Genomic DNA, 11,909 nt, shown 5'->3' with positions numbered 1-11,909 from the left:
TTGCGTTGATGCTGCCTTTAAAGAGTGTCCTAACGTATGTGCGTAGCGCTATAAAATACTCAATAGATGATCGCTCCACTGGCCTGTCTTCGTTGTCGTTGAGTAGCTGTAACATTTCAAAGTCAAGGGACAGAAAGCGCACTTACCCTGAGATTGATTCAGGTTCAACTTCTTTAATTAATTCACGATGCTGAGAGATAGAAACCAGAGTATTGGCTGCAATCATGCCACTGGCAGCAACGGCAGGTACCCCAATACCAGGAAAGGTAGAATCACCACAACAGAGCAAGCCTTTGAGCGGCGTTTTACAGCCAGGAAATATCCCCTGTCCGGCAGGGATTGCAGGGCCATAGCTGCCTTGATGTAGTCTGAGAAAGCGTTCATGGGTCAGCGGAGTCCCTACCAGTGTCACTTCACACCGATCGCGCAGATCTGGAATGATCCGCTCTAATCCTTGCCAGAGCACCTGGGAGCGTTCTACCTTCAACTGGTGATAGCGATCGCTTTTGCGGTTAATTCCCGCCCAGAGTTCGTAGGGTTCGGTAGCAGGCGTATAGGCGTGAATACAGTGCTTATCGGTCGGCGCAAGGGTCGCATCCAGTACGGATGGGATAGACACTGCAACGACGTTTTGTGGTGCATCGACCCCAAGTTCCCAGTCATTGACAATCAGATAGTGGCATTCCAGATCAGGCGGTAAACCTGTTGCATCAATTCCCAAATGAAGATGCATAAAGCTAGGGCAGGCGGGAAGATGCTGGCGTTTTTGCGGAAAAGTTGAGAGCGCGGTTTCAGGTAAAAGCTTGAGGGTATCCCAGCTAGAGGCATTGGAGACAACGGCATGACGGGCAATGATCTGCTCTCCAGTTTGCAGTTGCACTCCCACTGCCCGTTGGTGTTTAACTAAGATCTGCTGCACCGAAGCATTCAGCCGTAACTGCCCCCCGTGGCGCTTCAATCCTCGTACCAGCGCTTCAATCAATGCCCCACCGCCCCCTTTGGGATAGTCTAGTACTACATCGGGACGATACCAGTCTGCAAACATAAAAGCCATTTCCGCTGCCATTGTCCCTTTAGCCAGTAAGCCAGAGAGCATGAAGCAGAGTAGGTCTAGCCAGTTACGGATAAACGGATCGTGAACCACGCCGTCTAGAAGTCGAGAAAAAGGCCCTGATAATTGCAACATTGTTCTCGCCTGCTTCAGCACATTCGGCAGGAACGGATAGAGGGTCATGAGCATCCCCCAATCTGATCGCACGGCCACGGGCGGAATAGCAACTGAAGCGGCTTTCAGGGGTTCCATGACCTGCTGTAACTGTTGCCACTCGGCGACCGCGGCTGCCCCTCGCCATTGAGACAGGACTTGATTAAAGGATTCTGCTCCGACCGCTGCTCGAAAATAACCTTCGGGTAGGAAACAGCCCCAGGCATCGTAAGTGAGCCAGGGAACATCTTCACCGATCGCATCAAGAACTTGGCGCAGGGGGTTGCTGGAAGGACTGTAGGAAAGCCCGGAGTGGAGAGAGGGGCCAGAGTCGAAGTGAAATCCCTGCCGCTCAAAGGCGTGGGCAGCACCGCCTGGAATACTGTGACTCTCGCAGATGACTACACTAAACCCGTATCGAGCTAGCAAGGCTGCGCAGCAAAGACCACCAATGCCGCTTCCCACCACCACTACATCTACGGTTTCCATAACCCCACACAACAGAGTTGCTCTGAATACCTAATCTACCTCTGTCATTCTATCGCTCGTAACTTCCTCTGCAAGGGCCACATTTGAGGCGATTAGCGAAGATAACTTAAAATAATCAAGTTTCGTCATGCTCTACTGAGGTTAACTCGGGTTCTAAAGGACGAGCGAGATGACCTCTCTCTTGGACTTTCTCTCGTTAGGCATGATGGACTTCGAGAAGGCCGAGATCGAGCAAAATAAGTGATCCGCACATAGTCTTTTGCTTTAGGATGATCAAACTATCACTAATAAAATATCTATCTGATGGCTAAGATATTTTCAGTATTCAATCAAGCTGGAGGAGTTGGTAAAACAACTCTGTCAATGAATCTGGGCTATGAGTTATCTCAAAGAGGAAAACGCATTTTATTGCTCGATTTTGATCCTCAAGGAAGCCTTACAATCTTTATGGGTCTTGAGCCGGAGAGCCTCAGCGCTACGATTTATGATTGCCTGATGAAAAGCTACCCTACCTCTGCTGCAATTCTTCCATCTCTGCATGGTATGGATCTTCTCCCAGCCAACATTGGCTTAGGCATGGCAGAAATGGAGCTAGTTGTAGCTCCTATGCGAGAATCTAAGCTAAAAAAGGTGCTTACCCCGATTCTAAAGTCTTATGATCTAATCCTCATAGACTGCCTTCCTAGCTTAGGGATGTTAAGCTACCTTTCTCTTGTCACGTCTGATTGTGTTCTTGTGCCTATTGACTGTGAATTTAAGAGCTATCGAGGGACAGACCTCCTTCTTCAAACAGTTGAGAATGTGAAGGGTGAAGCTAATCCAGATCTGAGTGTCTTTGGATTTGTGCCAACCAAATATAGTAAGGCAAAGACTCAGCACAAGCGATCTCTGGGTGCAATGAATCAGTATTTAAGTATGATTGCCCCAGTCTTTGAGCCTATTCCTAACGCAATTGCTTTTGCAGATGCGTCGGAGCAAGGGCAGCCACTCGCAACATACGATCGTCGTCATGAAGCGCTTAAGTCTATTGCGTTGCTAGCTGATCAGGTTTGTGCTGAACTTAACCAGGACTTAGGAGCTTTAGCACATGTCCAATAAGAAGTCTGACGTTCCCTATGCAATGCCTAGTAGCGTTGCCAAACTCTTTAATCCTAGAGCTTCATCCTCTGGTCTAATACCTCCTTCTGAAGCGCTAACGGTGAAGATCTCAGTTGAGCAGATCTTTATTTCTCCACTGCAATATCGTTGCTATGTTGATCCTCAAGAGATTGAATCCCTGTCACGTTCTATTCAAGATAAAGGTCTGCTTGAGCCAATCATTGTTAGATCTTCTGATGATCCTTCTTCGGCGAGTCCTGGCCAACGTTATGAACTAGCAGTGGGACAAAAGCGCTTGCTGGCGCATCAGCATCTTGGACTTCAAACTATTGAAGCTAAGGTGTTGGAGCTGACTGATGATGACCTAATTGAGATTGGCTTAATCGAGAACAATCAACGTTCCCAACCCAATGTTTGGGAGGAAACTTGTGGCATCCTTAAGCTCTTGGAGCTACGGCTTGGTAAGTCGAAGAGTGAGGTGGTTGGTCTGCTGAACCGTATAGCAGACCAAAAAAAGACAGCTCCGGATAACGTTATCCGGGATTCTGAATGGACTGCCCTAGAAGCTGTACTTGCCAGCGTTAGCGATCTTGCACCAGAGAGCTTTAGAGTTAATCGTCTACCTATTCTTAACCTACCGGATGATGTGCAGTTGACATTACGTCAGGGCAAGTTGGAGTACACCAAGGCTAGGGCGATCGCTCAAGTAGAGGATAAAGATCATCGTGCGGCTCTAATGGATGTAGCAGTTCAGGATAGGCTTTCAATTCGAGAGATTCGAGAGCGGGTAAAGACATTTAAGCAGACTCAGCCAGTAGCTGCTGCTCCCCCAAATTCTATTAAAGAGAGACAGCAGAGCCTTAGACAAATTACTGGTAAGCTAAAAACTCTCACGCCAGATAAGCAGCGGAAGTTTGACAAGCTACTTCAGCAAATGTTAGAGCTTATCAGCCAAGATTAGTTGGTCTTGGGATTTGCATGAATCAACGTGAGAGCGTGACTAACTTGTGTATCTGTCATGCCTCGCTGTGTACAAACAGATGTACTCGGGTGAGCAGAATATTGGCAAGCTTTACCGTCACTACTGTGGCACTTGACTGACCTAAAGCAGCTTCCTCAGCAAGAAAATAGTGCAGAGTTATCTCTAGCCAGGGCACAGGGAATTCCTTGCCCCAAATGTAAATAACGTACTGTCGTGCTGATATCAGTTAAGGTTTTCCTAGATAATCGCCTTTGCCCAATTCGACTCCACAGTGCCGAAGAATGTCGTACGTCGTTGTCACATGGAAATAGACGTTTGGCAGAATAAAGTACAGGAGGTAGGGCAATCCTTCAAAGGTCATGGTGTCTCTACCCACTGGCAGGGTAATTGACGTTTCCTCTGAACCGTCAATTTGTTCAGGAGTCAGGGTTGCTAAGTGAGCAGTGGTTTTATGAAGCCGATCAATTAATTCAGCGAATGTCGTTTCATTGTCTTCTAGTTTAGGGGCTTCTAATCCTGCTAGTCTTGCGGCTCCCCTTCTGGCAATATCTGAGGCAATCTGGACTTGTCGCCCTAGAGGAAACATATCTGGATAAAGCCTGCTGTTGATCAGCACAACCGGATCAATTTTTTTAGCTTCAGCGTGGGCTGCACCCTTTTCTAGAATCGCCGCAAGATTATTTAGCGATCGAATAAGCGAGGGCACTGAGGCTTGATACATGGAAATGGTCATGGCAGTTGCCCTTAAAATCTTGTTGTTAAGCATATTGTCCCTTGTTGAGGAGTGAATAGATCGACTTCTCTAGCAGAAGTGTGGGTGAATAGATTATTTGGCATGGTTAGCAAATGAGTGGCGCAACTTGTGGATCTAGGAAATGTAGGGAACAGGTGTGATTAATCAGACGATTGTGGCAGTTGAATATGGATCATATGACTCAATTGTTCCAACCAGTGCATTAATTGCGAGTCACTCAGCAGGGCTAAATTATTCTTGTCAAAGCGTTGCTGTAGATGATGACTCACCTGCTGTGCTGACCATGCCAATTGCTGTGCCTGTATCTCGATCGCTGCGAGAATAGAAGCGCGATTGCCAGACTGACCTGTAAAAGAACTTTGCAATAGAGACAGTTGAAGTTGATCGGCTTGCAAAACTCCCGGATTAACCTGTGTCCACGCCATTGCTTCCGCTACAAGAATAGGATCACCAGAGTCTAAGAATTGCTGCATTCGATCAATGTGCCGTTGCTCTGCTGCCTCGGATTTAATGCGTTGGCGTTGCGCCTGAGTGATGCGTACGGCTTCCTGAAATGCTTCCTGTTGCGCCTGAATACTGAACAACGCTTGCTGAACATACTGCGCCTCCTGTAATAGTTCTGAAGCAGTAGGACAAGAGCTGGAGTTGGCAGAAGAATTACTATCGTTGATAGGGATTTTGAAAGCTGTACGATCGCTAGAAACCTTACCAGAAGGATTATCACCGCCATTAGTAGATAATAAGCTTGTAGAACTGTGCCAGTTAGACGCGTTTTCGCAGTCTAACTGGCTGTTCATTTTGACGCTTGGGGGGTCTGGGGGGTTTTCCACAGGTGGTTGAAACCCATCTGTCAAATTTTGATCTGAGTCAATATTTAAGTAATTAGGATGCCATAAGTCGCGGTGACGATAAAGTGATGCTCCACCAATGCTGTATTGCAACAAGGCTTGAAAACGAGCGGTAGCCTTGGCAGGCAAATTGGTTTTCTCAAGCAAATCAGCGATCGTACGCCTAATTCGATCTCTGGTTGCAGCAGACTGACGCTGATTCCAGGTAGGGGACTGGTCAACAGCAGCTATTAGTTCTGGATCTTGAGTTTCTGATTTAGGTTTTTCACTCTGATCACCAAAGTGAAAGTAGTGACTCTCTTCAATACAGCTTGCCCACTCTTCAGCTCGGTGCTCAATTTCATGCTGATGTTGGCACCATTCAACATATCCAGGAAGCGATCGTGCTGTTCTGATAATTTCATCTATTAAGGCTTTTCCTTCCAGTGGTTCTCCACCGAAAAGAATGTGGTGGAAAATATAGGTTCGCATTGTGATGCGTCCCAAGAGCCGATTAGTTTGTCCATACCCTGTCCATCCCAACTCTATTTCGGCATTTAAATCGTTGACAAATTTCTCCGCTTTGCCTGAGATGGCAAAGTGCTTCCGCTTCGCCTGCTTCAGGATTTGTTTAAGCGTTTTACTGTCAATGTCATTATGCTCTTGAATAAGCTGCCACTGCTTAACAAAAGTCTGATCGTTAGACCAAATTGGCTGGAAGGCTCTGTCGAGGAGATAAGAGCCGATTTGCATGGGGAGCCGATGAGCATTGAAAAGACTAGGAACCCCATCAGTTGAATAGGGTTTAGGATTTGGAAAGACTTCGAGCTGTCCAGGTTGGACTTTAAATCCAGCGTTTTCCAGCAGGCAGGTAAGGGCGATTGCCAACTGCCAAGAGCTTTGCGGGTTTTGAAAGGGAAAATAGAGGTGTAATCCACCGCTGTAGCTGGAGGTGCAGACGACATAGCTCGCAAGCCCTATGGGTTCTAAAGCAGCGGCAATGCGGGAGATGGCGATCGCATCATGCTTAGGATGATAGATACTACCAGCATCAATATCGAGGAGACAATAATTTGTTTCTGCTCCAAAGCGAACGCCGTAGAGGTAAGTACTTTGTTGAATGAGGCGATCGCTGAGTGGATGCCGACTTTCAGTTTTCCACTCAGGCGAATGCTTTAGTTCTGGATGCGGTGCGTAAATATAGTCAAACCGATGTGGAAAGAGCGTAAGAAACGCACTATCCCATTCTTTAACGTATACAAATTCCTGTTTTGTAGTTGACAGACTCACACTAAATCTCTCCCAGTCTTAATTATTTGCTGGAGCTGACTGCGGTTAAAGCCAAAAAATATGTGACATTAGCGTAGTGTGGTCAATCTTGCCAAGTTTAATTAATCGGTGCTTTCTAAACGATTAGTCTTATTAGACTAATTAGTTTGTCTCAAGTGCTAGGAGTCATACTCAGCAGGAAGCCTAAGAATCTGTAGTGATAAGATACGGAGAATTAAGTGACTCGATCAAGAAACACTCGTGAGTAAATCCGGAGATGTTTGTCTTAAGCTGAAACCCAGTTATGATGCCTATTTCAAATCTCTTTTGAGCATTATTTATAGTGAGACAAACGAAATGAAACTAGAGCCTAACCGTACTATCTTTTAAAAGCTGGGCTTCTCTGAAGGCTGAAACGCTTGTAGTGTATAAAATTGGGCGATCGCTTTCCTTCCTACTTGGTTCAGTCTCAGACGCAACTAAGTGACATAACACGGAGAAATATGTCTTACTTTCAGTTCAGTCTAAATAAAGCGATAGTCGGTTTTCTAAGTAGTTGAATTTGGGTAGAGTCAGTTGAGGTCGCTTGCGTTGAGCCTACTCATGTGACTGCTCATAGTTCAAATAAGTGATGATATACGGAGATAATTGTCTGAAAACTTCTCTCTAATGTGCTGGGCTACAGTAAAATCTAGGGTGTAGCGATACGGATAAATTTGTCTCATACCGTCTGCTGTAATTGGTAGATACTGAACCATCCTGGGCAGAGAGGTTAAGGACTGAGCCATCTAACTACTTGTTTTTAACAAGGCAAATTGCGATCGCCAAAGCTATCAGTCTTGCATCAAATTCTGGGATCTTAGGTGAGTCTAAAGCTCACACAGCTCTTGAGCTTTAGGTTTAAGGCTGCTTTATCGATAAGCTGCTACCTCCTCTTCAGGTGATGCGATACGGAGGTTTTTGTCTTAAGTTAGTGGAAGCGTAGCAAGTTAATCTGAGCGCTTGGAGGAAGATGATGAAATACGAGGCGGTTCATCTTCCCTAACGAGTTGATGTGTCGATCGCTAGCTTGACCTTTACAAATGGCGTTTGCCCTTCCTATCAAATTTAGGAAACATGGCTCGTAGTGATGCAATACGGAGCAGCCTGTCTTACTTGCAGGTAGTCTGGAAGCCATATCCTACAAGCTTTTAAGATAGTTTATCGTCTGGCATCAAGCTGAAAAAGACAACAATACTTGTCTCAAAGATGCAGGAGCTTTCTGAGGCGAGTTTCTAGCTCTAAGGTGATTTCGCGATCGCCCCGCTCAAGTTTGCCAATGTAGTCGGCGCTGAGATCGAGAAAGCCACCTAGCTCTTTCCGATTCCAGCTGAGTTTCTCACGACCTTGTTTTACCTGTTCTCCAGTTAGTTTATCTACAGGAGCAGCGGCAATCTGCTTAGGTTTCTTAGGTTCTTTGATTTTTGCCAGTAGCCCAGGAACAGGATGCGGTGGCTTGATCGTGAGGTTTGCTCGGAAAAGGCGATCGATTACTTTGACTTTGCGCCAATCTTCTGGCTTTTCGCCGCAGCTATTGGGCTGAAGCCAACCCGCATAAGTCACAGGGTCAAACTCAATTTGCCAACCTAGACTGCTCAGCAGCTTGAGAGCATGTGTCCCAACGGTTTCTCAGGTCGCGAGCTTTGTATTTGTCTTCTAGCGCTTTCTCGATTTCAGTTTTAGGTAGCACTTCTTCGAGCAGATTTAAGACTCGATAGGCGTAAGGATTTTCGTTCCTCGCGCGAATCCTAGAATCGAGCGTCAGTTGAATCGCCAGACGCAATGCCATTTCATTGTGATAAGGGTCAATTTTAAGGATATCTTTTGCTAGGTAGCCAAACTGGTGCAGTGCTTCCTTGGCTTTACTGCCTGCTCGGTTGAGAAAGTGCTTTGTCCATAGACCAGGACTGACAGTGATGTATACCTCTTCGGGCTTTTCTATTTTTCCAGTTACCCAGTCCATCTGACCATGCGGGTCGATGAGGACATCCCACATCCGCCCGATCGGAGTGCTAGCGTCGATCTGTTTTCTGCCCCGACCTTCAATCCAGACAGACTTTACCAGCAAACAAGACAAGGCAAAAGCGGTGCTAGCAACGGCATTTCGCTTCTCAGATAAGCTAGTGTTGTGATTGCGATCCCAGCCGAGAAGGTGAATGATGTCGCTAGCTTTGAGCGTAAAGGCACGGCTCCAAGGTTCATCCTCTTCCATGGTTCGAGCTGCAAAGATCAGTTGCAGCTTGACGGTATCAAACCCGAATTTATTAATAATTTGGTCAGCAGCTTCCCAAGGTAGCAAGGCAATGTCGCCTGGATTTGTGATGTAGTGTTCGATGTAATTATTGGGATTGTTTTTGCTTCGATGCTGAAACACTGCAAGTTCGTCAGTGTTTTGCTGCCACAGATCGGGGCGCAGTTGAGCACGAATGCTGCTGGCAATGGGAATAGATGTAGGCAAAACCGCAATTGGGTCAAGATCAAGTCGTGTTCTAACTTCAGTTGGTGGCTTTGGCTTCAATCCCAGTAGCTTATCCATATCTTGAAGCGAACAGTTCGGCAAATCGAACCCTTTGACGATTTTGCGCGTGATGTCTTGGCAGTAAATTTGACCGAAGAAGCTAATGCGCTCCTGCAAGAGGGTGGTATCCATTTCAAGAAGCGATCGACTGACATCCTGCGTCAGTTCTTCCGGCTGTAAAGCAGTCAGTGTAGCGTGTCCGATGTGCTGCTCCAAATTTTCGGCTGCCCAAACAATAAGGTTCGCTCCGATCGCTCTGGCGAATTCTTCCCAGAAACCAGTATAGGTAAACAGTTCTGAGAGCGAGTTTTTTAGATAGGTTTTAATCTTGTCGTCATCAAAGACGAGTTCCAGCTTTTTCGTGCCACTTTTGCGCTGGCTCACTAGTTTAAAATGCGGCAAGCCAGTATCCAGCGAGTCCATGCCCTCGCTGGAAATTATGACTTCAACTTTGTGATGATAGACTTTGAGTAAATGCTGGAGCAGTTGCGTTGTAACGAGTTCTGGCAGGGAGGAGTGATCGCGCAGAGTTGCAATCAGCGTAGAAAGATAGGTAGGCGTGAGAATTTTCTTAACTAGCGATGCCCAGTGATAGTCATTGTTTGAAGCGGTTGGAATGGATTGAGCAGTGTCCGCATCTTGAGACGACACAATAATTGTTGATCCAGTTCCGCCCTCTTCCAGAGTGATATAACGACCTGTTCGATCGCCACTCAGCCCTGGCTCGAAGTCATAAACGCTGGTTTCTGTTGGATGTAGCTTACCCATGCTGTGAAATTCCACAGGTGGAATCAAATTCCCTAAATAGTAGAGCAATTTTTTTCATTTGTAATGGATCGATGGATTGCACTCCGTCGAAAAGTGGCGATCGTCGTTGCAAAAGTCGGTGGGGTTTAGGCATATTACACGATACCTGTCTAGGTGTTATTTTGCCGCCGTAGAAACCTTGTAACCTCGTTCTAACTCAGGGCGAAATCTTTTCTCCACACAAATTAAATTATTTTCCTCCGTAAGTAAAATATTCCAAACCATAAAATTGAGAAAGTGTCTAAACCTTGCTGAGCTTGGTATTCGTAGCTTTCAGATTTCTCTGACCACGAATTAAAACCTAGACAGGGATCGCATATTACACCCAAGAGCTTTTAATGACGAGCTTACGTATCCATAAGATGACCAATGATCGATTTAAAGCAGCATCGAAAACATTTTACGTAGCTGCATATCGCCTACAATCGCGGCTTCTAGTTTTTTTCTGCTCTAATCTCAGCCTGGATGATTGCGGTATTGAGTTCAACTTCTAGCTGTTCTGCTGTCGGTAAACTGCCTTTGAGCGATTCTGGCAGATCCCGATTGAGTTGAAAAGTGGCAACTCCGATGGGTTTTTGAATACCTTGTAGAGCAAACTCGACCGTTGTCTTATCTTTGGTTTTGCATAAGATAATTCCGATCGTGGCTTCTTCTTTTGGTGAGCGTAGCAAGTTATCTACAGCTGCTACATAGAAGTTCATTTTGCCGGAAAACTCCGGCTCAAATTCTCCAGTTTTAAGATCGATCACGATATAGCAGTGGAGTTGAACATGGTAGAACAACAGGTCAAGCCGATACTCTTTGCCGCTTACCTCAATCGGATACTGACTGCCTAGAAACGCAAATCCGACCCCTAACTCTAGCAAGAAGTCTCGAATATGATCGATTAGCGCCCGTTCAAGCTGACGTTCCGATCGCTCGTCACCAAGGCAAAGAAAATCAAAGTTGTAGGGAGACTTGATAATCTGCTGCACTAAATCCGACTGTGGCTTGGGCAGTACCTGCTCAAAGTTAGTTACCGCGCTTCCTTGTCGCTGATATAGCCCACTTTCGATTTGAAGCACTAGCACATTTCGGCTCCACCCCTGTTCAATCGTTTGCTGGATGTACCATAGCCGCTGAACGGGGTCTTTCACCTTATCGAGCAACACGCAATTGTGGAACCAGGGAATTTGTGCAGCAGCTTGCTGCACAATTGGTTCATCTAAATAGGCTTCGGCGAATGTTCGCATATACTTGAGATTTCGAGGAGAAAACCCTTGCATCTCTGGGAATTCTTGCTTTAAGTCTTTTGCCAAGCGATCGATTACCTTTGCACCCCAGCCTTGTTGCTGCTGCCGCGTCAAAATCTCGTGTCCAATCCGCCAGTAGAGCAGCACCAGTTCTCGATTGACGGCGATTGCAGCTCTAAGTTGAGCATCGCGAATGCGCTCTTTGAGATCGCGTAGAAATGCTTCATATTCTCTACCAAGCTGGTTCACTCACTGCCATCCTTTTCTCTATTGATTAAGTGTCGAATATTCCCTAAGCAAATTACCGTTCATTCAAGGTACTGGCTTCAATCGCAGGGGACTGGGTTTCAGTTGTTGAAGGAAGCGCCTTGCCCAGATAAACGCTTTTTAATCCGATCGCACCTCTCTTCGTGATCCCTCGGTATCTTAGGTATTTATAGGGACCATAAGACTTGCCAGACTTGCGATCGGGAATCATCTTCAATTCAATGTGTCCCGTTCCTCCTCGCACTCCAACCTCTGAGCCATCTGGGCGTCTATCGGCAACTGCTAGCGTAACAGGCTGCTGCTGTGCCTCGATTAGCCCGGTTAGCATATCTCGCAGGTCGATGAGATGCTCTGTCTCCCAGCTATGGATCTCTGCGATGAGTTGCTGAGCGGGTGTGCGCCGAGGCATTGTTTTCGTAATGA

The 11,909-nt window shown here is 46.4% G+C and carries 9 protein-coding genes; 2 read left to right on the top strand and 7 right to left on the bottom strand.

The genetic code is table 11. The features are described 5' to 3' along the window. Nucleotides 1–142: 142 nt before the first annotated feature. The gene (locus AC5JMP_RS18425) at nt 143–1,693 is read right to left on the bottom strand and encodes a phytoene desaturase family protein (RefSeq protein ID WP_495852945.1); all 1,551 of its coding nucleotides are present in this window, start codon (nt 1,691–1,693) and stop codon (nt 143–145) included. A 303-nt stretch (nt 1,694–1,996) separates the two neighbouring features. On the opposite strand from AC5JMP_RS18425, the gene AC5JMP_RS18420 reads away from it, so the two are divergent. Both AC5JMP_RS18420 and AC5JMP_RS18415 read left to right on the top strand, forming a co-directional pair. Continuing rightward, nucleotides 1,997–2,791, top strand: coding sequence for a ParA family protein (locus AC5JMP_RS18420; protein WP_495852944.1), 795 nt, complete (start codon nt 1,997–1,999; stop codon nt 2,789–2,791). Continuing rightward, nucleotides 2,781–3,752 (top strand): ParB/RepB/Spo0J family partition protein, encoded by a 972-nt coding sequence (locus AC5JMP_RS18415; RefSeq protein ID WP_495852943.1) that lies wholly within the window; start codon nt 2,781–2,783, stop codon nt 3,750–3,752. The genes AC5JMP_RS18420 and AC5JMP_RS18415 overlap by 11 nt, the downstream gene beginning before the upstream one ends. A 247-nt stretch (nt 3,753–3,999) precedes the next feature. On the opposite strand, the gene AC5JMP_RS18410 is transcribed toward AC5JMP_RS18415, so the two are convergent. The 6 genes from AC5JMP_RS18410 to AC5JMP_RS18385 all read right to left on the bottom strand — a co-directional run bounded on the left by AC5JMP_RS18410 (nt 4,000) and on the right by AC5JMP_RS18385 (nt 11,895). Further along, nucleotides 4,000–4,506, bottom strand: a complete 507-nt coding sequence (locus tag AC5JMP_RS18410) for a DUF1993 domain-containing protein (protein WP_495852942.1) — start codon at nt 4,504–4,506, stop codon at nt 4,000–4,002. A 161-nt stretch (nt 4,507–4,667) separates the two neighbouring features. Next, on the bottom strand, nt 4,668–6,644 hold the full coding sequence (locus AC5JMP_RS18405; RefSeq protein WP_495852941.1) for a hypothetical protein: 1,977 nt from the start codon (nt 6,642–6,644) through the stop codon (nt 4,668–4,670). A gap of 1,221 nt (nt 6,645–7,865) precedes the next feature. Continuing rightward, nucleotides 7,866–8,225 (bottom strand): helix-turn-helix domain-containing protein, encoded by a 360-nt coding sequence (locus tag AC5JMP_RS18400; protein ID WP_495852940.1) that lies wholly within the window; start codon nt 8,223–8,225, stop codon nt 7,866–7,868. A 10-nt stretch (nt 8,226–8,235) separates the two neighbouring features. Beyond that, nucleotides 8,236–9,948, bottom strand: coding sequence for a helix-turn-helix domain-containing protein (locus AC5JMP_RS18395; RefSeq protein WP_495852939.1), 1,713 nt, complete (start codon nt 9,946–9,948; stop codon nt 8,236–8,238). A 473-nt stretch (nt 9,949–10,421) separates the two neighbouring features. Further along, on the bottom strand, nt 10,422–11,468 hold the full coding sequence (locus tag AC5JMP_RS18390) for a PDDEXK nuclease domain-containing protein (protein WP_495852938.1): 1,047 nt from the start codon (nt 11,466–11,468) through the stop codon (nt 10,422–10,424). A 52-nt stretch (nt 11,469–11,520) separates the two neighbouring features. Continuing rightward, nucleotides 11,521–11,895, bottom strand: coding sequence for a hypothetical protein (locus AC5JMP_RS18385; RefSeq protein WP_495852937.1), 375 nt, complete (start codon nt 11,893–11,895; stop codon nt 11,521–11,523). Between the last annotated feature and the right edge of the window lie 14 nt (nt 11,896–11,909).

The organism is Drouetiella sp. (assembly GCF_059504425.1).
This window is presented reverse-complemented; position numbering and strand designations above follow the sequence as displayed.

Bases quoted from the DNA above. Each gene is read 5' to 3' on its own strand.
- AC5JMP_RS18425 (WP_495852945.1), bottom strand. From the start codon at position 1,693: ATGGAAACCGTAGATGTAGTGGTGGTGGGAAGCGGCATTGGTGGTCTT.
- AC5JMP_RS18410 (WP_495852942.1), bottom strand. From the start codon at position 4,506: ATGACCATTTCCATGTATCAAGCCTCAGTGCCCTCGCTTATTCGATCG.
- AC5JMP_RS18415 (WP_495852943.1), top strand. From the start codon at position 2,781: ATGTCCAATAAGAAGTCTGACGTTCCCTATGCAATGCCTAGTAGCGTT.
- AC5JMP_RS18385 (WP_495852937.1), bottom strand. From the start codon at position 11,895: ATGCCTCGGCGCACACCCGCTCAGCAACTCATCGCAGAGATCCATAGC.
- AC5JMP_RS18395 (WP_495852939.1), bottom strand. From the start codon at position 9,948: ATGGGTAAGCTACATCCAACAGAAACCAGCGTTTATGACTTCGAGCCA.
- AC5JMP_RS18420 (WP_495852944.1), top strand. From the start codon at position 1,997: ATGGCTAAGATATTTTCAGTATTCAATCAAGCTGGAGGAGTTGGTAAA.